This is a genomic window from Pelomonas lactea (assembly GCF_043555885.1).
Taxonomy (GTDB): Bacteria; Pseudomonadota; Gammaproteobacteria; order Burkholderiales; family Burkholderiaceae_C; genus Pelomonas; species Pelomonas lactea.
Genome location: NZ_JBIGHX010000005.1, coordinates 327,661 through 349,937 on the forward strand (window position 1 = coordinate 327,661; position 22,277 = coordinate 349,937).

Consider the following 22,277-nt stretch of genomic DNA (forward strand, 5'->3'; position numbering starts at 1 on the left):
CCCATGAGATCCCTGCTGCTAGCCCTGCTGCTGGGCGCCGGCGGCGCCCAGGCCGCCGTCGTCAACTGCGCGCCGGCGCCCAACAGCTTCACCGTGCTGCTCAGCGAGCCCAGCGGTGGCGCGATGACGGACCGCGCCGCCGTCGACGGCTTCCTGCGTCGGCTGCAGTTCGCGCTGGACCGCGAGCGCGACGAGCAGTGGATCAACCCCGACGCGACGCCCGTGGCCTTCCGGGCCTGCCCCCGCCGCGCGCCGGCGCTGGATGGCAGCGAGTTCAGCCCCGAGGTCGTCGAGCAGCTCAACGACCAGCGCGTGCTGCTGGAGGTGTGGGGCGCGGTGGACCGCGACGGCACGCCGCCGGTGCTGTCCGCGCAGATGAACTACCTGCTGGTGCCGCTGCGCTTCGCGGCCGACCAGCGTGAGGCGGTGCCGGCCGCCGCGCTGCAGCGGCTGCGCTACCCCGAGGCGGGCGCCGCGCCCGCGCAGGACGCCGTGCAGCTGGTGGCCCGCCCGCAGGACCTGGACGCCTTCATCGCCACCAGCCTGGGCCTGAAGCTGCTGCGCGAGCGCCGCTTCGACCCCGCCCACGCCAACCTGTGCCGCGCCACGCGGCTGCTGGGCGCGCTGCTCAAGCGGCCGCTGGCGGGCCGCGCCAAGACCGAGCTGACGGCGTTGCAGCACTTCGTGCAGGACGGTGCGGCGAAGGCGCTGCGCGATGCGCTGGCGGACCCGGCCTACCCCAAGGCCGGCCTGTTGCGGCTGCAGAACCCGGCGCAACCCTGCGCCGGCGAGGAGTGACCATGGCCCGCCTGCTGTTCGCCGCCTGCCTGCTGCTGGCGCTCGGGGCCAGCCCCTCTGCGCGGGCCGGCATGATGGCCCGGGACTGTTCCGACCCCTTCGTCTTCCGCGGCGCCGCCGTCAATGCGCTGGTGCTGCCGTGGCGGGTGGAGTCCGGCAGCCCCCGGCTGCTGGCCACCGGCCGGCAGCTGTCGTCGCTGGCCCTCCTGCAGCTGCTGATGGGCATGTTGCCGCTGGGGTCCATCGGCGCGGTGGACCTGGTGGCGTCGCCCGGCGCCACCTGCGATGTCGATGAGGTGCTGGGCCGTGTCAGCCGTGGCGGCGCGCTGGGCGGCACGCTGGCGCCCGGGCAGGCGGTCGTCGTGCTGTGGGGGCGGTTCTTCGAGCAGGACGGCGAGCTGTTCGTGCAGACCTATCTGCGCTTCGCGCGCCAGGGGGCCACCACTGGCAGCGGCCTGCAGCCGGAAACGCTGTCGCTGGGCTGGGGTGGCGAGACGCTGCAGGCGGCGCTGCCGATGCAGGCGCTGGCCTTCGCACCGCGCCGGCTGCGGGTGGACGAGCTGGCTCGCATCGACGCGGCGTCCCGTGCCGCGTTGCGCGTGCGGCCGCAGCCGGACGCGGCGGCCCCGGGCGTGGCGCTGCCGAGCGCGCCCGGCGAGGGGCTGCCGTACTGGATCACCGCGCAGCGCGGCGACTGGCTGCAGCTGCAGCCCATGCGCCCGGGCCTGCCGGCCGGCTGGGTGCGGGCGCGCAGTGGCGACGACAGCGTGCCGGAGTGGTCGCTGTCACGCTGGCTGCCGGAGCTGGACTACGCGCTGGGCGTGGCCGGCTGGCTGCGCCTGCAGGTGGGGAGCGTCGGCGACGCCGAGCGTGCGCGCATCGCGCAGTTCACCGACGCGGCGCTGGCCCGCTACGAGGCCGCCGTGCCCGGTGACGAGGCCCCCGCCGCCTGGGGTCTGGCCGCCGCGCTGCGTGGCCAGCTCGCCTGGGCCCGGGGCGACCGTGCCGCCGCGGCCGCGCTGTTCGCGCAGGCCCGCGCCCGGCTGCCGGCCTCGGCGGCCGCGGCCAACCTGGCGGCGGTGTCGGCGCTCAGCGACACGCCGGCCGACGCCGCCTCGGCGCAGCGGCTGGGCCGGGCCTTGCTGGGGGCGCTGGCCATGGCGCCGCAGGATGCGCAACTGCGCGCCAACCTCGCGGCGCTGTACCGCCTGTACGCGGACAAGCCCGGCCTGAGCCCGTTCGAGCCCGCGGAACTGGCGCAGCGGCAGCAGGTGCTGAGCGGCGTGCGTTAGAACCGGTGGCGCATGCCCACCGAGAAGCTCTCGCCGGCGCTCAGGTTGCTGAGTCTGTCGATCATGGCCACGGCGTACAGGTCCGTGCGCTTGGACAGCCAGTAGTCGTAGCCCACCGTCCAGGTCTTGCGGCCCGCGCCGCTGGTGGGGCTGATCTGGCCGTACTGCGCCAGCAGCTTGGCGGCGCCCACGGGGATGCTCACGCCGGCCTCGTAGATCTTGTAGTCGACGTTCTTCGTGTCGTTGGTGACCTGGGCGTACTGCCCGAACACCTTGACGACGCCGAAGTCGTAAGAGCCGTTGCCCATCCAGACGGTGGTGTCGTCCACCGGCGTGGCGCCGCCGTCCTTCTTGACCTGCTGGTAGACCAGCGCGCCGGCCAGCGGGCCGCTGACGTAGGTGCCGCTGGCGGCCACGTTGCGGCCGCCCTGGCCCTCGCCGGCGGCGACGAAGACGCTGCCGGTGAAGCCGCTGAAATTGGGCGTCGTGTACAGCACCGAGTCGCTCCAGCCGGAGTCGCCGGTGACGGTGCCGCTGGTGAAGATGTGGCGGATGCTGGGCGAGTAGCCGAACGAATCGCCGAAGGGGTTGAAGCTCAGCGTCGCGACGAACAGCGTCGTCGTGTTGCGGCCCACCTTCAGCGTGCCCCATTCCTTGCTGGCCAGGCCCACCAGCGCGTTGCGCGCCCAGAAGTTGTCGGTGTTGGAGCGGCCGCTGGCGCCGACGTCCGCGCGCAGGAAGCCTTCCAGCTGGAAGATGGCCGAGAGGCCGCCGCCCAGGTCCTCGTTGCCGCGAAAACCGAAGTGGCTGGTGGTCATCTTGCCGCTGTCGGCGCCCAGCACCGACGCGGTCGCACCGGGGGTCTTCGTGCTGCCGACGCTCATGTCGATGAGGCCGAACGCGGTCACGCTGCTCTGCGCGAGCGCCGGAGCGGTGGCCAGCGCGATGACGGTGGCCAGCAGGATCTTCTTGTCCATGGAGGTTCTCCTCGTGTTGTTGATCAGGTCTGTCCGCGGTGCGCCCAGCCGGTCAGGCGGCGCTCCAGCACGGCGAAGAATTCGTACATGGCCATCGCCATCGCGCCGACCACCAGCAGGCCGGCGAAGGCCAGGCCCATCTGCATGGACGAGCCGGCCGAGATCAGCAGGTAGCCGATGCCTTCGTTGGCGGCCGTCATCTCCGACACCGTCGTGCCGACAAAGGCCAGCGTGATGGACACCTTCAGCGCGCCGAAGAAATAGGGCATGGCCCGCGGCAGGCCCACCTTCCACATCACGTCGGAGCGCCTGGCGCCCAGCACGCGCAGCACGTCCTCCAGCTCGGGCTCCAGCGTTGCCAGGCCGGTGGCGATGTTGACCATGATGGGAAAGAAGCTGATCAGGAAGGCCGTCAGCACCGCGGGCCCCACGCCGATGCCGAACCACACGACGAGGATGGGCACGAAGGCCGCCTTGGGCAGCGCGTTGAACGCCGTCATCAGCGGGTACATGGCCGAGTAGGCGAGCTTGGAGCTGCCCATCAGGCAACCCAGCAGCGTGCCGACGACGATGGAGATCGCGAAGCCCAGCATCGTGACCCACCAGGTGCGCCAGGCGTGGGCGAGGATCACGTCGTGGTGCTCCCAGAACTGCTGCGCGATGCGCGCCGGGCTGGGGAACAGGAACTCGGAGACGTCGAACAGGCCGCAGACGCTCTGCCACAGCGCCAGGATGACGGCCAGCAACAGCCAGTGGGCATGACGCTGCAGCTTCATTGGGCGATCTCCGCACCAGCCTTCTTCAGCGCGCCGATGTGGCCGCGCAGTTCGTGGACGATCTCGCCGAACTCGGGCGTGTAGGTGATGTCCAGCTCGCGCGGGCGCGGCAGTGGCACCTCGCGCTTGAGCACGATGCGCCCCGGGCTCTTGCTCATCACGTAGATGCTGTCGGCCAGGAACACCGACTCGCGCAGGTCGTGCGTGACGAGGATGACGTTGAAGCCCTGCGCGGCCTGCAGGTCGCGCAGGATGCACCACAGCTCCTCGCGCGTGAAGGCATCCAGCGCGCCGAAGGGTTCGTCCAGCAGCAGCAACTGGGGCTCGTGGATCAGCGCGCGGCAGATGCTGGCGCGCTGCTGCATGCCGCCCGACAGCTGCCACGGGAACTTGTCTTCATAGCCGGCCAGGCCGACCCGGGCCAGCAGCGCGCGGGCGCGGGCTTCGAACTCGGGCCGTTTGGCCTTCAGCTCGGAGCGGTAGGGCTCGACGATCTCCAGCGGCAGCATGACGTTGGCCAGCGTCGTGCGCCACGGCAGCAGCGACGCCGACTGGAAGGCCATGCCGCTGATCTTCAGCGGGCCGTGCACGGTGCGGCCGTCCACGCGGATCTCGCCGCGCGACGGCGGCTTCAGCCCGGTGGCCAGCTTCATGAACGTGGACTTGCCGCAGCCCGACGGCCCGACGATGGCGATGAACTCGCCGCGCGCGACCTTCAGGTCGATGGCTTCGACGGCGAACCTGCCCTGTTGGAGCAGGTCGTCGTTGTAGGCCAGCCAGACGTCTCGGAAATCGACAAACGATTCCACGGCCTACTTCTTGGGCAGGATGTTCAGTTCCGCAGCGGACGGCAGGAAGCCGCCGTTCCACACGGCGCCGGCGTCCACGCGCGTCTTGGTGCCGTAGGTGTCCGACACCTGGCTGGCCATCAGCGACAGCCGCGCCGCATTCAGCTGGCCGAAGCCCTCGGCGCGCGCATCCGGGCTGGCGATGGCGTCGCTGATCGCCATGCGCAGCCGGCGCTTCTCCAGGTCCACGTTGATGATGCCGTCGCGCTCCTTGACGAATGCGATCGCGTCATCGGGCTTGGCCAGCACCTCCCGGGCGCCCTTCGTGAAGGCGCGCAGGAAGGCCTTCAGCGCCTCCGGCTTCTCCTTCACGAACTTCGGGCTCGCGATGATGACGTTGCCGTACAGCTTCACGCCGTTCTCGGCGTAGGGGAACAGCTGCACGTCGGCCGTCTTCACGCCGCGCGCCTCCAGGTTCAGCAGCGACGTGAACGAGAAGCCGGTGATGGCGTCGACGTCGCCGCGCATCAGCATGGTCTCGCGCAGCGGCGGGTCCATGCTGACCCAGGTGACGGCGCCCAGCTTGTTGGCCTTGGCGAGGATGGGGAAGCCGCGCCGGCCGGCATCGAACACCGGCGCGCCGAGCTTTTTGCCCGTCAGGTCGGCCAGCGTCTTGATGCCGCTCTTCTTCAGCGTCAGCACCGCGGCCGGCGTGTTGTTGTAGACCACCATGACGGCGACCGGCTTGTTCGGCGCATCGGGGTTGTTGGCGTGGAACTCCATCAGCGCGGCCATGTCCGCAAAGCCGATGTCGTAGGACCCGGACGCCACGCGCGTCACCGCGCCGCCGGAGCCGTTGCCGGCGTCCACCGTCACGTCCAGCTTCTCGTCCTTGAAATAGCCCTTGGCCGTGGGCAGCAGGAACAGCGCCGAGGGGCCCTCGAAGCGCCAGTCAAGCTGGAACTTGATGGGGGTCGTCTGCGCCAGAGCAGCGGACGGGGCGGCGCCCCAGGCAACAAGGGCGGCCGTCAAGGTGGCCAGGGCGCGTCGGCTCAGTCGCATGCAATCTCCGTCGGCATCGGGCGCGGCAGTGCGCCCGACGGAGGCTTTTGCAAGCTCTGTGCCTGCAACTTCAGGGGCGTTGATGCACGCCGGTGCGGCACGATGGCCGCGTCATGTGCATCCATGCACCGGAACAGCCCGGCGCTGCAGGAGCGATCAGCGCTTGATGCGCAGCAGCTTGCCTTTCGCGAGGCGATAGCTCATGGGCGGATCGATGGGCACATAGAGCCCTGCCGGGGTCTGGCGCAGCAGGGGTTCGGCAACGACGATGTCGATGCGCTCCTCGGCACCCGCCAGCGCGGCCGTCGCGCCGACGCATTGGAGATCTCCAGCCACCTCGATCAGCTCGGTAATGCGCCCCGCCACCTTGGGCGGCCGGGGCGGGTCGGCAACCAGCACGGTGGTGCCCATGCAGTAGTCGTCGAAGGCATCGGCGAGCAGCACGCCCTGGGGGCAGGCGGCGTCCGCCGGGCAGCTCGGCGCGTGATGCCAGGACAGGCGCGCACCCGCAGCGCCCCGCCAGCGCAGGAGCCGCACGAACCGGGGCGAGGGTTCGTCCTTTGCCTGGCGAACCGACCACAGACTGACGCCGGGCTCGCCCGCATCGCGGCAGACCAGGACCCCCTGTTGCGCGTCCATCGCCACGTGGGCGGTGCACGTGGCGCCTGGCGGCAAGGGGACGTCCCGGGCCGGCGGGTGGCTGGCGTTTCTCGGCCATGCCTGCGCGTTGCCGGGCTCGGCGCCGGCAGCCTCGCCCGCGCCTGCCAGCAGCCAGAGCGCCGCAGCCGCCAGGGGGCGGTGAAGGTGCCTGAGGTTCATCCGGGAATCGCGGCGTTCAGCGGACATTTGCCGAACACGACCAGCGGACTGACGCGGTCCTTCAGGCCGAGCCCGGGCGGGTTCTTCGTGCGGATCTCGAAATGCAGGTGATCCTCGCTGTCGGCCAGGCTTTCGGCGTTGCCCGAGTTGCCGGTCTTGGCGATCAGCTGGTTGCGGGTTACGGTGGCGCCTTCGGCGACGAACACCTGTTGCAGGTGGGCGTAGAACGCGTAATACGTCGTGCCCTCCAGCTCGAACTCGAACGCCAGCCGCAGGCCATAGTCGCCCCCCGTCTTGACCAGCACGACGGTGCCGTCGCAGATGGCATAGGCGGGCTCGCCGACCTTGGCGCTGAAGTCCCACCCCTGGTGCGGGCGCGGCGTGCCGTCGGCGTTCTTGCGGACCATGCCGAACGTGTGGTTCAACTTGCTGCCGCGAATGATGTTGCTGACGAGCGGCCAGGTGATGGATGCGTGCATGAGCTCCCTTTCCAGGTGTGCCCGGCGGCATTGCGCAAGGCCGGGCCATTCTTGGAACTCAGCGGTGCATCGTCAAACGGCCGCTCCACAACTTTTGGGGCGCTGGCAAGCGCTCATGCGCCGACGCGCCGGGCCAGCAGTTCCGCGAGCGTGCGGGCCACCACCTGCGTCGCGCGCCTGAGGTCATCCAGCACCAGGTGCTCATCGGCGCGCTTGGCATTGCTCTCCAGCACCGTGCGCGGACCGGCGCCATAGATGGCGGCCGGGATGCCCTGCGAGGTGTAGAGCCGCACATCGGTGTACAGCGGCGTGCCCGACGTCGGGATGGGCTCGCCGAACACGGCCTCGCCGTGCTTCTGCAGCGTCGCCACCAGCGTGTCGGCATCGGGCAGCGGCTTCATCGAGTTGGCGAGTAGCAGGCGCTTGATCTCCAGGCGGATGCCCGGGCTTGTCTTGTTGATGTCGGCGACGGTGCTCTCGATGAGCGCGCGCACCTCGGCCTCCACCTCGGCCGGGTTCTCTTCGGGGATCATGCGGCGGTCCAGCTTCAGCACCACCTTGCCGGGCACGACGTTGGTGTTGCTGCCGCCTTCGATGCGGCCCACGTTGAGGTAGGGGTGGGTGATGCCAGGCACGGCGGAGCGGCGCGTCTTCAGCACGTCGTTGTGCGCGTACAGCGCGGTCAGCAGCTTCGTTGCAGCCTGCAGCGCGTCGACGCCGGTGTCCGGGTAGGCGGCGTGCGAGGCCAGGCCGTGCAGCGTCACTTCCATCTGCAGGCAGCCGTTGTGGGCGGTGACCACCTGGTAGCTGAAGCCCGCGGCGATCAGCAGGTCCGGCCGCACGATGCCTTCGCGCAGCAGCCAGCCCGGGCCCAGCTCGCCGCCGAACTCCTCGTCGTAGGTGAAGTGCAGCTCCACCGCGCCCCGCAGCGGCAGGCCGGAGTGCTTCAGCGCCAGCAGCGCGAACGTGTAGGTCGCGAAGTCGCTCTTGCTGACGGCGGCTGCACGGCCGTAGAGCTTGCCGTCCACGATCTCGGCTCCGTACGGGTCATGCGTCCAGCCCTCGCCCGGCGGCACGACGTCGCCATGCGCGTTCAGCGCGATCTTCGGGCCGTAGGTGCCGAAGCGGTGGCGCACGACAAGGTTGGTCACCGACTGCATGCCGCCGCGCTTGACGACGGCCGCGGGCACCACGTGCTTCTCGACCTCAAAGCCCAGCTCGGTCAGCAGCTCCGCCGTGCGGTCCGCGTGCGGCGCGTTGTTGCCGGGCGGGGTGTCGGTGGGGATGCGGACGAGTTGCTGGAGGAAGCGGACTTGGTCGTCGAAGTGCGAGGCAATCCAGGTGTCGATGCTGTTGACAGATTGAGTCATGGTGAGACGGATTTGGCTGGTGATTCCTGCGCGGTGTATCCGCATCTGGGGCATTCGTTGACATCAAGCAGCCAGTGCAACCAGCGACCGACAGATTGCTTGGAAATGGCGTGCCAGAAAAGGCTGTGGCCGCAATTCGGACAACGGATCAGCCAGATTCCCAAGGCGAACGCGAGGCCGGTCATGAGTGTGCCGCCCAGCCCTATGGCGACGGGCGAAAACCCGGTTTCCCGAGAGATCCAGGCGGCCCCGAACATCCAACAGCCGCCTATGACGAACGCGCCGTCGACAAGTCGCTTGCGCCAGCGTAGCTGACTGAGAAGCGGTGGAGTTGGTGAGCCCATGAGCACCATTCAGCGCAGCGCGTTGATCAGCCGTTCAAAGGCGCTGATCGCCAGCTCCGCATCATCCACCGTCACCGACTCCAACGGGTTGTGGCTGATGCCGCCATTGCCGCCGCGCACGAACAGCATGGCCTGCGGCAGCAACTCGTGCAGCTTCATCGCGTCATGGCCGGCGCCGGAGGGCAGGCGGCGCAGCGGCAGGCCGAGTTCGGCAACGGCCGCTTCCCAGCGCGACTGCCAGGCGGCGTTGCTCGGCGCGGCATTGGCGGCCACCGTCGGCTGCAGCGTGAAGCTCAGGCCGCGGCGCTGGCAGATGGCGTCCAGCTCGGCGCGCACGTCGGCGTCCAGCGCGTCGCGGGCCTCGTCGGTCGTGGCGCGCAGGTCCAGGCTGAAGCGGCAGCGGCCGGGGATGACGTTGATGGAGCCCGACGGCACTTCCAGCATGCCCACCGTGGCGACCACGTCGGGCACGCTGGCCGCGCGCTTCTCGGCGAACAGGATCAGCTCCGCCACGCCCGCGGCCGCGTCGCGGCGCTGGCCCATCGGCGTGGTGCCCGCGTGGCTGGCCAGGCCGACGACCTCGCCGGTGTAGCGGCGGCTGCCGTTGATGCTGGTGACGATGCCCAGCGGCAGGTCCAGGCTGTCCAGCACCGGGCCTTGCTCGATGTGGACTTCGACAAAGCCGAGGTAGCGCGACGCGTCGCGCTTGCAGGCGGCGATGGCGTCCAGCGTGCCCGGCAGGCCCGCCGACTGCATCGCGTCGCGCAGCGTCACGCCGGCGGTGTCGGTCTGGTCCAGCCAGGCCGGCTCGAAGGCGCCCGTCAGCGCGCTCGATGCGAGGAAGGTCGCCGCGTAGCGCTGCCCCTCCTCTTCGGAGAAGCCGACCACCTCGATGCCGAACGGCAGGCGACGGCCCGCCCGGTGCAGCTCGCGCACGACCAGCATCGGCACGAAGATGCCCAGCCGCCCGTCGAAGCGGCCGGCGCGGCGCACGGTGTCGTAGTGGCTGCCGGTCAGCAGGCGCTGCTCACCGGTGCCGTTGTAGATGCCGACGACGTTGCCGACAGCGTCGCGAGTGACGCTGTCGAAACCGCACTCGCGCATCCACGTCATCAGCTGCTCGGCGACGGCGCTGTGCGCGGGCGTGGCGTAGGTGCAGGTCAGGAAGTCGTCGGTCTCGCTGTGTACGGCCAGCGTCGCGGCCCAGTCCCACAGCTGCTCGCCCAGGGCGGGCTTGGTGCCGAACTTGTCGTTCAACCGGATCTCGGCAATGCGGTGGATCTGCCGCAGGCATTCGGCGCGTTCCACGCCCGGGTGCGCGCGCAGCCGGCGCTCGAAGGTAGCGATGATTTCCTGCCGCGTGAAGCCGGTGCCGCGTGGCCCACGCACGGCCAGGATGAACGGGAAACCGAAGCGCGCGTTGTAGTCGGCATTGAGCTGCTGCAGCTTCGCGAACTCCTCCGGCGTGCAGGCCGTCAAGCCCGCCTTCTGCTGCTCGTTCGTCGACTCGGCCGTCAGCGCCCCCGCCACGGCGGCCTTGCCGGCCAGCTCGGGGTGCGCGCGGATCAGGCCCAGCTGTTCGTCCAGCGTCGCCTCGCGCACGACGCGCGCCAGCGCCACCTTCAGCGCGGCGAGAGACTTGAACGGGCGGGCGGCCGCGGCGCGCTCGGCAATCCACGGCGAGTGTTCGTAGGTGCCGTCCAGCAGCGTGACGAAGTCGGCCGCGCTGGCGTTGTTGAGGTCGTCGAGCGTCATCATTCCCAAACGAAAGCGGTCTTGGCGTCAAAGGGGTGGGTGGCTTTCCAGTGCCGCGCGATGTCCAGCCGCCGGCACACCCACACGCGGTCATGGGCCTCGATGTGGTCGAGAAACTTCTGCAGCGCACGCATCCGCCCCGGGCGGCCCAGCAGCCGGCAGTGCATGCCGATGCTCATCATCTTCGGGCTGTCGGCGCCTTCCGCGTAGAGCACGTCGAATGTGTCCTTCAGGTACTGGAAAAACGGCTCGCCGTGGCTGAAGCCCTGCGGCAGCGCGAAGCGCATGTCGTTGCAGTCCAGCGTGTAGGGCACGACGAGGTGAGGCGCCAGGTCGCCATTGGTCTTCCTGACCTGCAGCCAGAAGGGCAGGTCGTCGCCGTAGTAGTCGCTGTCGTACTCGAAGCCGCCGAAGTCGGCCACGAGCCGGCGCGTGGCGGGGCTGTCGCGCCCGGTGTACCAGCCCAGGCCGTGTGGGTCACGGCCCAGCGTCAGGCGCTTGAGGCTGGCCATCGCCTGCGCCATGTGCGCGCGCTCGGTGTCCTCGTCCATGCCCTGGTAGTGGATCCAGCGCCAGCCGTGAGAGGCGATCTCGTGGTTCAGCTCCACGAAGGCCTGCGTCACGTCAGGGTGCCGTTCCAGCGCCATGCCGACGCCGAACACCGTCAGCGGCAGCGCGCGCTGCTCGAACTCCTTCAGCAGCCGCCACACGCCGACCCGCGAGCCGTACTCGTAGATGCCTTCCATGCTCAGGTGCCGTGCCGGGTAGCTGGCCGGGTTGAACATCTCCGACAGGAACTGCTCGCTGCCGGCGTCGCCGTGCAGCACGGAGTTCTCGCCGCCCTCCTCGTAGTTCAGCACGAACTGCACGGCCACGCGGGCCTGGCCCGGCCATTGCGCGTGGGGTGGGTTCTCGCCGTAGCCGATGAGGTCGCGGGGGTAGCGGGGCGTCGTCATCCCTACACTTTGCATCAAGCCGCATGCGGCAACAGGCCACGGAGCTTCGATGGGCAAACTGACAACACATGTGCTGGACACCGCGAACGGCTGCCCGGCGGCCGGCATGGCCGTGCGGCTGTACCGTTTGGAGGCGGACGGCCCCAAATGGCTGCGCAGCCTGCACCTGAACGGGGATGGCCGCGCCGATGGGCCGGTGCTGGAAGGCGCGACCTTCACGGCCGGCCGCTACCGCCTGGTCTTCGAGGTGGCCGCCTATTTCCGCGCCCGCGGCGAGAAGCTGCCGGAGCCGGCCTTCCTCGACGAGGTGCCGCTGGACTTTGGCATCGCCGACGAGGCCTCGCACTACCACGTGCCGCTGCTGGCGTCACCGTGGAGCTACTCGACCTACCGTGGCAGCTGAGCGCAAACCAGTCCGGTCTCGCTGGGCTGAAGGTCTGGGTGATGGCCTCTACGGGCTCGCCGACGCGCTCGCGACGGTGGGCTTTTGGGGCGGCGGTGCGGTGGCCGCAGCATTGGGCAAGTTCCTGTTGGGAGGCATGCTGGCTGCCTTGGGCGTCGGCACGTTCCTGCGCTTCAAGCGGCTGCGCATGAAGCGAGGAGCCCGGCGTGGCTGACGGGTCCTGCATCCTCGTCACCGTGGCCCGCACGTCGGGCAGCGTGCCCCGCGAAGCGGGCGCGTGGATGGCGGTCACGCCCGATGGCTTCACCGGCACGGTGGGCGGCGGGCATCTGGAGTTCGACGCCATCGCCCGCGCCCGCGCCGCGCTGGCCGGCGACGCACTGGAAGCCGAGGTGCGCTACCCGCTCGGCCCGGGCCTGGGGCAGTGCTGTGGCGGCGTCGTCTGGCTGCGCTTCGAACGTGTGGCGGCCGGCGAGAACCTGCAGGCCCGGCTGCCCGCCGGGCCGCTGCGGCCGCTGGCGCTGTTCGGGGCGGGTCACGTGGGCCATGCCATCGCCCGCATCGCGCGCGACCTGCCGCTGGCGCTGCACTGGGTGGACAGCCGCGAGGACGCCTTCCCCGCCGAGCCACCCCCGGCGCACTGGCGCCAGGAGGCCGTGCACCCCATCGCCGACGCCGTGGCGGACCTGGCGCCCGGCGCGGCCGTGCTGCTGATGAGCTACAGCCATGCCGAGGACTTCAACCTCGTCGCCGCCTGCCTGAAGCGCCAGCGCGAGCGTGGCGACCTGGCCTTCATCGGTCTCATCGGCAGCAAGACGAAGTGGGCGAGCTTTCGTCAGCGGCTGGCGGCGCGCGGCTTCACGGACGACGACCTGGTCCGGGTGGTCTGCCCCATCGGCGTGCCTGGCATCGCCGGCAAGCAGCCGGCCGTCATCGCGGTGGCTGTGCTGGCGCAGATCCTGGCGCTGCCGCCGGCGTCAGCGTGAGGCTGCGGCCGGGCTGCGCCTGCAGGCCGCTGTTCTGCGAGGCGATCTCGCGCTCGTAGGCCGTCCAGGCCTGCTGGATCTCGCCGCGCTCACGCATCGCGCGCAGCGCCTGCTCCAGCGCCGCCACGCGGCCGGCCTGCGATTCGTGAACGCCGTGATAGAGCACCGTCTGGCTCAGCGGTGTCGCCACGCGGCACAGGCTGCCCTGGCGGGTCAGCACCGGCAGCTCGGACATCCACGGCGTGGACAGCATCAGCGCATAGTCGGCCGCACCCATGCCCACCATCAGGAAGGCGTCGCTGGGCGTGTTGGCCGGCAGCCGCACGGCCTCGGGCACCAGCGCCTCCACGGCCACCATGCCGCGCTGGTGGCTGATGCGGCGGTGCGTCAGGTCTTCCAGGCGCACCGCGGCCGGGCAGGGCGGACGCGCGAAGGCGTAGACGTGCAGCGTCAGCAGCGGCACGTCCACCTTGCGCACGGCGGGCAGCTGCGTGAAGAAGATGTCCGTGCGCATGGCCACGCCATCCAGCCGGCCGGCGGCCAGCTCCACCTGGGCGCGGTTCAGCGGCCACTGCACGAACTCCACCCGCAGGCCCAGGCTCGCATAGGCCTTGCGCAACAGCGCCTCGGCGGGTGGGAAGTAGCTGCGCTCCACGTTGGTGGCCAGCCTCACCGTGGGCGCCTCCTGCGCCAGCGCGGGCGGCGGCGCCGCCAGCCACTGCAGGGCCAGGGCGGCAGTCGGCCGGAGCGGTCGGGCAGGCATGGCGCGATTGTGTGCGCGCCGGCCCGCTCGTGCCGCATCGTCGGGGCGCGCGCGTGACGAGTGCCACGGCTGGCATGGCGGCTGCATACACTCCGTCGCCAGTCGCAGCGGTGTCAGGCCTCGTGAGGTCTGCGGACGCGACCCATGGGCCCCACAGCACCCGCCGTGGTGGGGCTGCTCGAGAACTCCACCGCGTCATGGACATCTACCTGCTCGACTGGGCCAACCTGCTGCTGAGGTGGCTGCACGTCATCACCGTCATCGCCTGGATCGGCGCCTCCTTCTACTTCGTCTGGCTGGACAACCACCTCGTCAAGCCCACCGCCGACGACCTCAGGGCCAAGGGCGTGGACGGCGAACTCTGGGCCGTGCACGGCGGCGGCTTCTACAACCCGCAGAAGTACCTGGTCGCGCCAGGCAATCTCCCGAAGGATCTGCACTGGTTCTACTGGGAGAGCTACTGGACGTGGATGAGCGGCTTCGCGCTGTTCGTTGTGCTCTACCTGTTCAACGCCAGCCAGATGCTGATCGACCCGCGCGTGCACGCCTGGGGCGCGCCGTGGCAGGCGGTATGCGCGGCGCTGGGCTTTCTGGTCGTGGGCACGGCCGTCTACGACATCGCCTGCCTGACGCTGGGCCGCACGCGGGACGGCCAGATCGGCAACGACGACCGCGTGCTGGCCGTCGTCGCGGCCTTCGTCGTCTTCGCCAGCTGGCTGGCCTGCCAGCTGTTCGCCGGCCGCGCGGCCTTCCTCATCGTCGGCGCCACGCTGGCGACGATGATGACGGCCAACGTCGCACACTGGATCATCCCGGGCCAGAAGAAGGTCATCGCCCAGATGCGCGCGGGTCAGAAGCCCGACCCGATCTTTGGCCAGCGTGGCAAGCAGCGCAGCGTCCACAACACCTGGTTCGGCCTGCCGGTGCTGATCGCGATGCTGAGCAACCACTACGGCATGCTGCACCAGCACCCGCACAACTGGGCGGTACTGTGCGTGCTGATGGCCGCGGGCGTGGCCATCCGCGTGTTCTTCGTGAAGCGGCACAAGGGCGTCAACAGCTGGGGCGCCGTGGTGCTCGCGCTGGCGTTGCTGGCCGGGCTCATCACGTGGATGGCGCCCAGGCCCGCCCCCGCGGTGGCGGCCGCCGCGCCGGTCACGCTGGCCCAGGTGCAGGCCATCGCCACGCAGCGCTGCCTGGCCTGCCATACGGGCGAGGCGGCGCAGAAGGGCGTGCGGCTGGACTCCGCCGAGGCGCTGACGGCGCACAGGGCGCAGATCTACCAGCAGGTCGTCGTGCAGCGTGCCATGCCGTTGAACAACGCGACGCAGATCACCGACGAAGAACGCGCGCTGATCGGCCGCTGGGCGCTGCAGCCATGACGCTCGACCCGCGCGCGCTGCTGCGCCAGCTCTACGACGTGGCCGTCGCGCGGGCGCTGCCGGGGCGGGTGCTGGCCCGGCACCTGCCACCGCCGCCGAAGGGACGAACGCTGGTGCTGGGTGCCGGCAAGGCAGGCGGCGCGATGGCGCAGGCGCTGGAGGCCGCCTGGCCCGCCGACGCACCGCTGTCGGGACTGGTCATCACGCGCTACGGCCATGTGCCGCCGGGGTACCGGCCGCGCCGCTTGCGGGTCGTCGAGGCCGCGCACCCGGTGCCGGACGCCGCCGGCCTGGCCGCCACCGAGGCGCTGCTGGCGATGACGCGCGGCCTCACGGCGGACGACCTCGTCATCTGCCTGATCTCCGGCGGTGGCTCGGCGCTGCTGAGCCTGCCGGCGCCGGGCCTCACGCTGGCCGACAAGCAGGCCATCAACCGTGCGCTGCTGGCCAGCGGCGCGTCCATTGCCGAGATGAACTGCGTGCGCAAGCACCTCTCGGGGATCAAGGGCGGGCGGCTGGCCGCCTCCTGCGCGCCGGCCGCCGTGCTGACGCTGGCCATCAGCGACGTGCCCGGCGACGACCCCGCCGTCATCGCCTCCGGCCCGACGGTCGCCGACGCAAGCACATGCGCCGACGCACTGGCCATCTGCCGCCGCTACCGGCTGGACCTGCCCGCGGCGGCGCGCGAGGGGCTGACGTCCGGTGCATTCGAGACGCCCAAGCCCGGCGATCCCCGCCTGGCGGGCCATGAGCTGCGCCTGCTCGCCACGCCGCAGATGAGCCTGGAGGCCGCCGCTGACGCGGCGCGCGCCCAGGGCCTGGCCGCGCACATCCTGAGCGACGAGATCGAAGGCGAGTCGCGCGTCATCGGCGGCATGCATGCGGCGCTGGCCCGCGCCGTCGCGCGCCGCGGCGAGCCGTTCACGGCCCCGTGCGTCATCCTGTCCGGCGGCGAGACGACGGTCACCGTCGACGCCGCCCGGCAGGCGGGGCGGGGCGGCCGCGCCACCGAGTTCCTGCTGGGCTGTGCGCTGGCGCTGCAGGGCGAGCCGGGCGTGTGGTCGCTGGCCGCCGACACCGACGGCATCGACGGCGTCGGGCCGCACGCGGGCGCGCTGCTGACGCCCACCAGCCTGGCCCGCGCCCGCGCGCTCGGGCTGAACCCGCAGGCCCTGCTGGACGGCCATGACAGCGCCGGCTTCTTTGCGCCGCTGGGGGATCTACTGAGCGTGGGCCCGAGCTTCACGAACGTGAACGATTTCCGCGCAATGCTGGTGTTGCCGCCCTAGACTGGGTCGCACTTCAGCGTCCCGAAGGAGTCCACGATGACCGCAGCCGCCGAGCGTTTCTTCGTCAAGCACAACGCCCTGCCCACCATGCCCGAGGTGGCCTCCCGGCTGCTGAAGAGCTTCGACGACGACAACGTGGGGCTGGCCCAGATCGCGGCCCTCATCGAGAAGGACGGCGCGCTGACCGCCAAGGTGCTGAGGCTGGCCAACTCGGCGCACTACAGCCCCTCGCACCAGATCGCCACCGTCATCGACGCCGCCCACGCACTGGGGCTTGAGACGCTGCGCAACCTGGCCATGGCCGCCTGCCTCAGCGGCGCCTTCCCCAAGGTGCAGGGCCTGGATCGCACGCTGTTCTGGCGCCACAGCATCGCCACCGCCAACTACGCGCGCATCCTGACCCGCATGCTGGGCGCCGATGGCGCGACCACCGACACCGCCTACCTCGCCGGCCTGATGCTGCGCACCGGCCAGTTGCTGATGGCCGCCGATGCGCCGCAACTGGTGGCCGACGTGGAGGCCCATGCCGCCGAGCCCGGCAGCCGTTTCTCGCTGGAGGAGCACCGCTTCGGCTGCACGCATGCCGACGTGACCGCGTCGCTGGCGGCGCACTGGCACTTCCCCGATCGCATGGTGGCGGCTTTCAAGGACGCCAACATGCCACTGGAGGTTCGACCGTTCTCGTTGCTTGCCGCCGTGCTGCACCTGGCCGAGGTGCTGGCCGACGCCGCCGAGCATCGCGACGAGCCGGTGCAGGCGCTGAAGGTGGCCGTGCCCGAACTCATCGAACACCTGCACTTGGACCTGGACATGCTGGCCGCGAAGGTGGCCGCAGCTGGCGACCCGGCGGCCGAGGTGGAGCAACTGCTGCACTGACCCCCTGGGCGCGCTTGCCCCGGCGCGCTACAGGCAGCCGGACTCGGGCGGCGCCGCGCTCGGCGCGCCATAGCTCAGTTGCGCCCAGCGCAATGGCGCGGCCGCCGGCTGCAGCACGAAGGCGTGATGGAAGCTGGTCTCGCACAGCTCCGGCAACTTCGGCCCGCCCAATGCCGCCAGCAGCGGCGTCACCGTGTTGCTGTGGCCCACCACCAGCACCGTGCCGGTCTGGGCGCGCACCGCGTCGGCCACGGCCTGCACGTGGCCCGGCATGTCGCCGCGTCGCGTCTCGATGACCTGCGGCTGCAAGCCCAGCGCCTGCGCCAGCGGCGCGGCGGTGGCGCGGGTGCGCTGGTATTGCGTCGTCACGATGGCGTTCACGCGCAGACCGGCCAGCGCCTGGGCGAGGGCCTGCGCGCGCTGCTCCCCGGCGGGTGACAGCGCGGGGTCGCTGCCCCCTTCGGCGGCCTTCTCGGCGTGGCGCACGACGATGACCAGATCCGGCGCCGCCCGCGCCGGCAAGGCCAGGGACGCTGTCAGCAGGCAGGCCGCCGACAGGAAGGACAAGCGCTTCATCGCATCTCCAGAAGCCCGGGTACCGGGGTGGCGAGCATTCTCGGCGGAGTCGGCCAGTTACCATCCCGGCCCCATGCAGCCTGCCTTCGCCCCGCCCCATGCCTTCGCCGTTTGAACTCCAGGTCGGCTGGCGCTACGTGCGCGCCGGCCGCGGCGGGCGGCGCAACGCCTTCATCAGCTTCATCTCCGGCGCCTCCATGGTGGGCATCGCGCTGGGCGTGATGGCGCTCATCGTCGTGCTGTCGGTCATGAACGGCTTCCAGAAGGAAGTGCGCGACCGCATGCTCAACGTCATCGCGCACGTTGAGCTGCTGAACTATTCGGGCCAGGCACTGCCCGACTGGCAGGCCACCGCCGCCAAGGCGCGCCAGAACCCGGCCGTCATCGGTGCGGCGCCGTTCGTGGCCAACCAGAGCCTGATCGCCCGCGGCGAGGACATGCGCGGCGCCGTCATCCGCGGTATCTCGCCGGCCGAGGAGGCCACCGTCACCGGCCTGGGCGCGCAGCTCAAGGACACCTACGCCAGGCTCGTCCCCGGCGCCTGGAACATCGTGCTGGGCGCCGAGCTGGCCCGCCAGCTGAACGTGGGCGAGGGCGACAAGATCACCGTCGTCGCGCCGGGCGGCCAGGTCACGCCGGCCGGCGTGGTGCCGCGGCTGAAGAGCTTCAACATCGTGGGTGTCTTCCATTCCGGCCACTACGAGTACGACTCGGGCCTGGCGCTGGTGCACGTGGACGACGCGGCCAAGCTGTTCCGCACCGACGGCCCGACCGGCGTACAGCTCAAGCTGCGCGACGTGCATGACGCCCGCCGCGTGGCGGCCGACCTGGCCGGCCAGATGGGCCCGGAGATCCTCGTGCGCGACTGGACACGCTCCAACGCGACCTGGTTCGACGCCGTGCAGATCGAGAAACGCATGATGAGCATCGTGCTGACGCTCATCGTTGCCGTCGCGGCCTTCAACCTTGTCTCCACGCTGGTGATGACCGTGACCGACAAGCAGAGCGACATCGCCATCCTGCGCACGCTGGGCGCCAGCCCCCGCTCGGTCATGGGTATCTTCATCGTGCAGGGCGCGGCGTCCGGGATCATCGGCACGCTGGCCGGCGTGGTGCTGGGCCTGCTGATCGCCTTCAACATCGACGTCATCGTGCCCGCCATCGAACACCTGCTGAATGTCAGCTTCCTGCCGGGCAGCATCTACCTGATCAGCCAGATGCCCAGCGACCCGCAGAGCGGCGACATCGTCCCCATCGCCATCGGCTCGCTGAGCCTGGCCTTCCTCGCCACGCTCTACCCGAGCTGGCGCGCCAGCCGCGTGCAGCCGGCGGAGGCGCTGCGCTATGAATGACGCCGTCATCCAGGCCACCGGCTTGACCCGCCGCTTCAAGGAAGGCAGCCTCGACGTCACCGTGCTGCGCGGCGTGGACCTGGCCGTGAAGCGCGGCGAGACGCTGGCCATCATCGGCGCGTCGGGCTCGGGCAAGTCCACGCTGCTGCACCTGCTGGGCGGGCTGGACCAGCCCACCACCGGCAGCGTCACGCTGAAGGGGCAGTCCTTCGCGTCCATGGACGAAGCCGAGCGCGGTCGCTGGCGCAACCAGCACCTGGGTTTCGTCTACCAGTTCCACCACCTGCTGCCCGAGTTCTCGGCGCTGGACAACGTGGCCATGCCGCTGCGCATCCGCCGCCAGACGCCGGCGCAGGCGCGCGAGGCGGCCGCCGAGATGCTGGCCCGCGTGGGCCTGCAGGACCGCGTGCAGCACCGCCCGGCGGAACTCTCCGGCGGCGAGCGCCAGCGCGTGGCCATCGCCCGCGCACTCGTCACGCGCCCGGCCTGCGTGCTGGCCGACGAGCCCACCGGCAACCTCGACCGCGACACCGCCGACGCCGTGTTCGCGCTGATGCTCGAACGTGCCCGCGAGTTGGGCACGGCGTTTGTCCTCGTCACCCACGACCGCGACCTGGCGGCACGCTGCGACCGGCAGCTGCACCTGGTCAAGGGCCAATTCCAGTCATGACCGCACCTCGCTTCGTTCTCAAGCTCTCCTGCCCCGACCGCGCCGGCATCGTGCACGCCGTCACCGGCGTGTTGCTGCAACAGGGCGGCAACATCATCACGTCGCACCAGCACGGCGATGCGGACCACCGGCGCTTCTTCATGCGCATCGAGTTCGAGGCCACGGCCGAGGAAGCCGCGCTGCAGGCCGCGTTTGCGCCGCTGGCCGGCGAGTTCGGCATGGACTGGGAACTCGTCGCCCGCGCCCGCAAGACCCGCGTGCTGCTGCTGGTCTCCAAGCTGGGCCATTGCCTGAACGACCTGCTGTTCCGCGTGCAGACGGGGCATCTGCCGATCGAGATCCCGGCCATCGTGTCCAACCACCGCGACTTCTATCAGCTCGCGGCGTCGCACAACATTCCGTTCCACCACTTCCCGCTGCTGGGCGGCACGGACGCGCAGAAGGCGGCCCAGGAGGCCAAGATCCGCGAGGTCATCGCCGAGAACAAGATCGACCTCGTCGTGCTGGCGCGCTACATGCAGATCCTGTCGCCCGAGCTGTGCCGCGACCTGTCGGGCCGTGCGATCAACATCCACCACAGCTTCCTGCCCAGCTTCAAGGGCGCCAAGCCCTACCACCAGGCCTACGAGCGCGGTGTGAAGCTGATCGGCGCCACGGCCCACTACGTGACCAGCGACCTCGACGAGGGCCCGATCATCGAGCAGGAAGTCGCCCGCATCGACCACAGCATGCCGCCCGAGCAGCTCGTCGGCATCGGCCGCGACATGGAATGCGTGGCGCTGGCGCGGGCCATCCAGTGGCATGCGGAGCATCGGGTGCTGCTGAATGGCAACCGGACCGTGGTGTTCCGCTGACGCGGCACGCGAAGTTCCCATGGCCATCACATTCGCCGATCTGACGACGGCCTTCGACCCCGACCAGCGGGCCGACCTGCTGTCCGAGTGGCATTGGCTGATCGGTGAACACCGGCTGCCCATCCTGTTCGCCGCCATCGGCAACGCCTTTGTCCAGGACATTCAGGACGGCTCCATCCATCTGCTTGACGCGGGGGAAGGCAAGCTCGTCCGGGTGGCCGATTCTGTGGACGAATTTCGCGGCCTCATCGACGAAGAGGACTTCGTGCGCGCCTTCTTCGAAGTGGAAGCGATCGCGGAGATGAAGGTGGCGGGCCGCACTTTGCAGCCGGGGCAGGTGTGGGGCTTCATCAAGCCGCCGGTGCTTGGAGGCACCTTCAGTACCGACAACTACGAGCCGACGGACCTCGCGGTGCACTTCTCGATCCAGGGGCAGATCCATCGCCAGGTGATGGACCTGCCCGACGGCGCTCCCGTCGGATCAATCCTGTTGAAATAGAGCAGAGCATCGCTGGGATCGCGCCATGTCATGGATCGACACCCACTGCCATCTCGACGCCGCCGAGTTCGACGCTGACCGTGACGCCGTCGTCGCCCGCGCGAAAGCCGCCGGCGTTGCGCAGATCGTCATTCCGGCCGTGGACGCGCACAACCTGGCGCGCGTGCGGGAACTGGCGCATCAACACAGCTTCACCTACGCGCTGGGCATCCATCCGCTGTACGTGATGAACGCCGGCCCGGGTGATCTGGACCGCGTGGCTGACGCGCTGCAGCAGCACCGGGACGATCCGCGGCTGGTGGCGGTTGGCGAGATCGGGCTGGACTTCTTCGTGCCCGGGCTGGATGCCGACGTCCAACAGCGCTTCTACGTCGAGCAGTTGAAGCTCGCCAAGCGTGCCGGCCTGCCGGTGCTGCTGCATGTGCGCCGCAGCGCCGACCAGCTGCTGGCCGGCCTGCGCCGCGTGGGCTTCACGCATGGCGGCATTGCCCATGCGTTCAACGGCAGCGAGCAGCAGGCACAGGCCTTCATCGACCTCGGGTTCAAGCTGGGCTTCGGCGGCACGCTGACCTTTGAGCGCTCGCTGCAGATCCGCCGCCTCGCGGCGATGGTGCCCGAGACGGCGCTGGTCATGGAGACGGACGCGCCCGACATCCCGCCGCAGTGGCTCTACCGGACGGCCGCCGAGCGCGACGCGAGCCCAGGGCAGGGGCGCAACGAGCCGGGCGAACTGCCACGCATTGCCGGCAGCCTGGCTTGCGTGCGCGGCTGGACGGGCGAGCAGGCGGCCGCGGTGACGAGCGCCAACGCGCTGGCGGCGCTGCCGCGGCTGGCCGCTCTCAATCGACCTTGAAGTCGAACGTCGAGACGATTTCCTGATCAGCGTCTGCGGGCAGACACCGGTAGCTTGCGATGGCCGCCCGGATGTTCTGTCCCTGACCCTGAGGGCCTCGGCCTTGCACACGGATGTTCTCGATGCTGCCGTCGGCCTTGAGCAGGAAGTGGGCGATGTACTGGAACTTGCCGGTCATCCTCGTAGGCACCATCTCCGGCGCCGGCCTGGTTGGGCAGCGCCCCTGGGGAAGCTTGATGGCGGCCGGCGGCGCGTCTGCAGCGGGCTCGGCGACGGTGGGTTCCGCGGCCTGGCAGGCGAGGGTGACGCCAAGGAGGACGGTAGCGAGCAGGGGTTTCATGCGGGTGAAGCGGGATCA

25 protein-coding genes are annotated in these 22,277 nt (G+C 70.3%); 13 read left to right on the forward strand and 12 right to left on the reverse strand.

Annotation, left to right across the window (positions count from 1 at the left end):
- Positions 1–3 precede the first annotated feature (3 nt).
- A complete protein-coding gene (locus ACG04Q_RS16620; protein WP_394512113.1) occupies positions 4–798 on the forward strand; it encodes a hypothetical protein in 795 nt (264 codons plus the stop codon).
- A 2-nt stretch (positions 799–800) separates the two neighbouring features.
- Positions 801–2,090, forward strand: coding sequence for a hypothetical protein (locus tag ACG04Q_RS16625; RefSeq protein ID WP_394512114.1), 1,290 nt, complete (start codon positions 801–803; stop codon positions 2,088–2,090).
- On the opposite strand, the gene ACG04Q_RS16630 is transcribed toward ACG04Q_RS16625, so the two are convergent.
- The 9 genes from ACG04Q_RS16630 to puuE all read right to left on the reverse strand — a co-directional run bounded on the left by ACG04Q_RS16630 (position 2,087) and on the right by puuE (position 11,416).
- On the reverse strand, positions 2,087–3,067 hold the full coding sequence (locus ACG04Q_RS16630; RefSeq protein ID WP_394512115.1) for a porin: 981 nt from the start codon (positions 3,065–3,067) through the stop codon (positions 2,087–2,089). The two genes, ACG04Q_RS16625 and ACG04Q_RS16630, sit on opposite strands and share 4 nt — an antisense overlap.
- Before the next feature lie 23 nt (positions 3,068–3,090).
- A complete protein-coding gene (locus tag ACG04Q_RS16635; protein ID WP_394512116.1) occupies positions 3,091–3,843 on the reverse strand; it encodes an ABC transporter permease in 753 nt (250 codons plus the stop codon).
- On the reverse strand, positions 3,840–4,652 hold the full coding sequence (locus tag ACG04Q_RS16640) for an ABC transporter ATP-binding protein (RefSeq protein ID WP_394512118.1): 813 nt from the start codon (positions 4,650–4,652) through the stop codon (positions 3,840–3,842). The genes ACG04Q_RS16635 and ACG04Q_RS16640 overlap by 4 nt, the downstream gene beginning before the upstream one ends.
- Positions 4,653–4,655: 3 nt before the next feature.
- Complete coding sequence (locus ACG04Q_RS16645) at positions 4,656–5,693, reverse strand: ABC transporter substrate-binding protein (RefSeq protein ID WP_394512120.1); 1,038 nt, start codon at positions 5,691–5,693, stop codon at positions 4,656–4,658.
- Between the two features lie 156 nt (positions 5,694–5,849).
- The gene (locus ACG04Q_RS16650; protein ID WP_394512122.1) at positions 5,850–6,539 is read right to left on the reverse strand and encodes a hypothetical protein; all 690 of its coding nucleotides are present in this window, start codon (positions 6,537–6,539) and stop codon (positions 5,850–5,852) included.
- Positions 6,509–6,991: a M23 family metallopeptidase gene (locus tag ACG04Q_RS16655; RefSeq protein WP_394512123.1), complete on the reverse strand. Its 483-nt coding sequence runs from the start codon at positions 6,989–6,991 to the stop codon at positions 6,509–6,511. Before ACG04Q_RS16655 ends, ACG04Q_RS16650 begins: the two co-directional genes overlap by 31 nt.
- Before the next feature lie 113 nt (positions 6,992–7,104).
- Complete coding sequence (locus tag ACG04Q_RS16660) at positions 7,105–8,361, reverse strand: M20/M25/M40 family metallo-hydrolase (RefSeq protein ID WP_394512125.1); 1,257 nt, start codon at positions 8,359–8,361, stop codon at positions 7,105–7,107.
- A 353-nt stretch (positions 8,362–8,714) separates the two neighbouring features.
- Complete coding sequence (gene uraD / locus ACG04Q_RS16665; RefSeq protein WP_394512126.1) at positions 8,715–10,463, reverse strand: 2-oxo-4-hydroxy-4-carboxy-5-ureidoimidazoline decarboxylase; 1,749 nt, start codon at positions 10,461–10,463, stop codon at positions 8,715–8,717.
- Positions 10,460–11,416, reverse strand: coding sequence for an allantoinase PuuE (puuE, locus tag ACG04Q_RS16670; protein ID WP_394512128.1), 957 nt, complete (start codon positions 11,414–11,416; stop codon positions 10,460–10,462). The genes uraD and puuE overlap by 4 nt, the downstream gene beginning before the upstream one ends.
- Positions 11,417–11,465: 49 nt before the next feature.
- On the opposite strand from puuE, the gene uraH reads away from it, so the two are divergent.
- Genes uraH through xdhC form a run of 3 tightly spaced genes read left to right on the forward strand, consistent with a single transcriptional unit; the run spans position 11,466 to position 12,805 of the window.
- On the forward strand, positions 11,466–11,819 hold the full coding sequence (gene uraH, locus ACG04Q_RS16675) for a hydroxyisourate hydrolase (RefSeq protein WP_394512130.1): 354 nt from the start codon (positions 11,466–11,468) through the stop codon (positions 11,817–11,819).
- Complete coding sequence (locus ACG04Q_RS16680) at positions 11,809–12,033, forward strand: hypothetical protein (protein WP_394512131.1); 225 nt, start codon at positions 11,809–11,811, stop codon at positions 12,031–12,033. The genes uraH and ACG04Q_RS16680 overlap by 11 nt, the downstream gene beginning before the upstream one ends.
- The gene (gene xdhC, locus ACG04Q_RS16685; RefSeq protein ID WP_394512133.1) at positions 12,026–12,805 is read left to right on the forward strand and encodes a xanthine dehydrogenase accessory protein XdhC; all 780 of its coding nucleotides are present in this window, start codon (positions 12,026–12,028) and stop codon (positions 12,803–12,805) included. The genes ACG04Q_RS16680 and xdhC overlap by 8 nt, the downstream gene beginning before the upstream one ends.
- Here xdhC and ACG04Q_RS16690 read toward each other — a convergent pair.
- Positions 12,750–13,568, reverse strand: a complete 819-nt coding sequence (locus ACG04Q_RS16690) for a substrate-binding periplasmic protein (RefSeq protein ID WP_394512135.1) — start codon at positions 13,566–13,568, stop codon at positions 12,750–12,752. The two genes, xdhC and ACG04Q_RS16690, sit on opposite strands and share 56 nt — an antisense overlap.
- Positions 13,569–13,765: 197 nt before the next feature.
- Between ACG04Q_RS16690 and ACG04Q_RS16695 the strand changes: the two genes are divergently transcribed.
- Genes ACG04Q_RS16695 through ACG04Q_RS16705 form a run of 3 tightly spaced genes read left to right on the forward strand, consistent with a single transcriptional unit; the run spans position 13,766 to position 17,115 of the window.
- Positions 13,766–14,950, forward strand: a complete 1,185-nt coding sequence (locus ACG04Q_RS16695) for a urate hydroxylase PuuD (protein WP_394512136.1) — start codon at positions 13,766–13,768, stop codon at positions 14,948–14,950.
- The gene (locus tag ACG04Q_RS16700; RefSeq protein ID WP_394512137.1) at positions 14,947–16,239 is read left to right on the forward strand and encodes a glycerate kinase type-2 family protein; all 1,293 of its coding nucleotides are present in this window, start codon (positions 14,947–14,949) and stop codon (positions 16,237–16,239) included. The genes ACG04Q_RS16695 and ACG04Q_RS16700 overlap by 4 nt, the downstream gene beginning before the upstream one ends.
- Before the next feature lie 36 nt (positions 16,240–16,275).
- Positions 16,276–17,115 (forward strand): HDOD domain-containing protein, encoded by an 840-nt coding sequence (locus tag ACG04Q_RS16705; protein ID WP_394512139.1) that lies wholly within the window; start codon positions 16,276–16,278, stop codon positions 17,113–17,115.
- A gap of 27 nt (positions 17,116–17,142) precedes the next feature.
- On the opposite strand, the gene ACG04Q_RS16710 is transcribed toward ACG04Q_RS16705, so the two are convergent.
- Positions 17,143–17,691 (reverse strand): histidine phosphatase family protein, encoded by a 549-nt coding sequence (locus ACG04Q_RS16710; protein ID WP_394512140.1) that lies wholly within the window; start codon positions 17,689–17,691, stop codon positions 17,143–17,145.
- 98 nt (positions 17,692–17,789) lie between these two features.
- On the opposite strand from ACG04Q_RS16710, the gene ACG04Q_RS16715 reads away from it, so the two are divergent.
- The 5 genes from ACG04Q_RS16715 to ACG04Q_RS16735 are packed head-to-tail and all read left to right on the forward strand — an operon-like array spanning position 17,790 to position 21,919.
- On the forward strand, positions 17,790–19,043 hold the full coding sequence (locus ACG04Q_RS16715; protein WP_394512141.1) for a lipoprotein-releasing ABC transporter permease subunit: 1,254 nt from the start codon (positions 17,790–17,792) through the stop codon (positions 19,041–19,043).
- On the forward strand, positions 19,036–19,713 hold the full coding sequence (gene lolD / locus ACG04Q_RS16720) for a lipoprotein-releasing ABC transporter ATP-binding protein LolD (protein ID WP_394512142.1): 678 nt from the start codon (positions 19,036–19,038) through the stop codon (positions 19,711–19,713). The genes ACG04Q_RS16715 and lolD overlap by 8 nt, the downstream gene beginning before the upstream one ends.
- Positions 19,710–20,567, forward strand: coding sequence for a formyltetrahydrofolate deformylase (purU, locus tag ACG04Q_RS16725; protein WP_394512143.1), 858 nt, complete (start codon positions 19,710–19,712; stop codon positions 20,565–20,567). Before lolD ends, purU begins: the two co-directional genes overlap by 4 nt.
- A 19-nt stretch (positions 20,568–20,586) precedes the next feature.
- Complete coding sequence (locus ACG04Q_RS16730) at positions 20,587–21,066, forward strand: T6SS immunity protein Tdi1 domain-containing protein (protein ID WP_394512145.1); 480 nt, start codon at positions 20,587–20,589, stop codon at positions 21,064–21,066.
- 25 nt (positions 21,067–21,091) lie between these two features.
- The gene (locus ACG04Q_RS16735) at positions 21,092–21,919 is read left to right on the forward strand and encodes a TatD family hydrolase (protein WP_394512147.1); all 828 of its coding nucleotides are present in this window, start codon (positions 21,092–21,094) and stop codon (positions 21,917–21,919) included.
- Here the strand turns inward: ACG04Q_RS16735 and ACG04Q_RS16740 are convergent.
- Positions 21,906–22,259, reverse strand: coding sequence for a hypothetical protein (locus ACG04Q_RS16740; RefSeq protein ID WP_394512148.1), 354 nt, complete (start codon positions 22,257–22,259; stop codon positions 21,906–21,908). The genes ACG04Q_RS16735 and ACG04Q_RS16740 overlap by 14 nt on opposite strands.
- Between the last annotated feature and the right edge of the window lie 18 nt (positions 22,260–22,277).

Excerpts from the sequence above, each read along its gene's own strand:
- ACG04Q_RS16740 (WP_394512148.1), bottom strand. The coding sequence starts at position 22,259 with ATGAAACCCCTGCTCGCTACCGTCCTCCTTGGCGTCACCCTCGCCTGC.
- ACG04Q_RS16660 (WP_394512125.1), bottom strand. The coding sequence starts at position 8,361 with ATGACTCAATCTGTCAACAGCATCGACACCTGGATTGCCTCGCACTTC.
- ACG04Q_RS16625 (WP_394512114.1), top strand. The coding sequence starts at position 801 with ATGGCCCGCCTGCTGTTCGCCGCCTGCCTGCTGCTGGCGCTCGGGGCC.
- purU (WP_394512143.1), top strand. The coding sequence starts at position 19,710 with ATGACCGCACCTCGCTTCGTTCTCAAGCTCTCCTGCCCCGACCGCGCC.
- uraD (WP_394512126.1), bottom strand. The coding sequence starts at position 10,463 with ATGATGACGCTCGACGACCTCAACAACGCCAGCGCGGCCGACTTCGTC.
- ACG04Q_RS16700 (WP_394512137.1), top strand. The coding sequence starts at position 14,947 with ATGACGCTCGACCCGCGCGCGCTGCTGCGCCAGCTCTACGACGTGGCC.
- ACG04Q_RS16735 (WP_394512147.1), top strand. The coding sequence starts at position 21,092 with ATGTCATGGATCGACACCCACTGCCATCTCGACGCCGCCGAGTTCGAC.
- ACG04Q_RS16630 (WP_394512115.1), bottom strand. The coding sequence starts at position 3,067 with ATGGACAAGAAGATCCTGCTGGCCACCGTCATCGCGCTGGCCACCGCT.
- ACG04Q_RS16620 (WP_394512113.1), top strand. The coding sequence starts at position 4 with ATGAGATCCCTGCTGCTAGCCCTGCTGCTGGGCGCCGGCGGCGCCCAG.
- puuE (WP_394512128.1), bottom strand. The coding sequence starts at position 11,416 with ATGACGACGCCCCGCTACCCCCGCGACCTCATCGGCTACGGCGAGAAC.
- ACG04Q_RS16690 (WP_394512135.1), bottom strand. The coding sequence starts at position 13,568 with ATGCCTGCCCGACCGCTCCGGCCGACTGCCGCCCTGGCCCTGCAGTGG.
- ACG04Q_RS16635 (WP_394512116.1), bottom strand. The coding sequence starts at position 3,843 with ATGAAGCTGCAGCGTCATGCCCACTGGCTGTTGCTGGCCGTCATCCTG.
- ACG04Q_RS16730 (WP_394512145.1), top strand. The coding sequence starts at position 20,587 with ATGGCCATCACATTCGCCGATCTGACGACGGCCTTCGACCCCGACCAG.
- uraH (WP_394512130.1), top strand. The coding sequence starts at position 11,466 with ATGGGCAAACTGACAACACATGTGCTGGACACCGCGAACGGCTGCCCG.
- ACG04Q_RS16710 (WP_394512140.1), bottom strand. The coding sequence starts at position 17,691 with ATGAAGCGCTTGTCCTTCCTGTCGGCGGCCTGCCTGCTGACAGCGTCC.
- ACG04Q_RS16645 (WP_394512120.1), bottom strand. The coding sequence starts at position 5,693 with ATGCGACTGAGCCGACGCGCCCTGGCCACCTTGACGGCCGCCCTTGTT.
- lolD (WP_394512142.1), top strand. The coding sequence starts at position 19,036 with ATGAATGACGCCGTCATCCAGGCCACCGGCTTGACCCGCCGCTTCAAG.
- ACG04Q_RS16705 (WP_394512139.1), top strand. The coding sequence starts at position 16,276 with ATGACCGCAGCCGCCGAGCGTTTCTTCGTCAAGCACAACGCCCTGCCC.
- ACG04Q_RS16655 (WP_394512123.1), bottom strand. The coding sequence starts at position 6,991 with ATGCACGCATCCATCACCTGGCCGCTCGTCAGCAACATCATTCGCGGC.
- ACG04Q_RS16715 (WP_394512141.1), top strand. The coding sequence starts at position 17,790 with ATGCCTTCGCCGTTTGAACTCCAGGTCGGCTGGCGCTACGTGCGCGCC.
- ACG04Q_RS16695 (WP_394512136.1), top strand. The coding sequence starts at position 13,766 with ATGGACATCTACCTGCTCGACTGGGCCAACCTGCTGCTGAGGTGGCTG.
- ACG04Q_RS16650 (WP_394512122.1), bottom strand. The coding sequence starts at position 6,539 with ATGTCCGCTGAACGCCGCGATTCCCGGATGAACCTCAGGCACCTTCAC.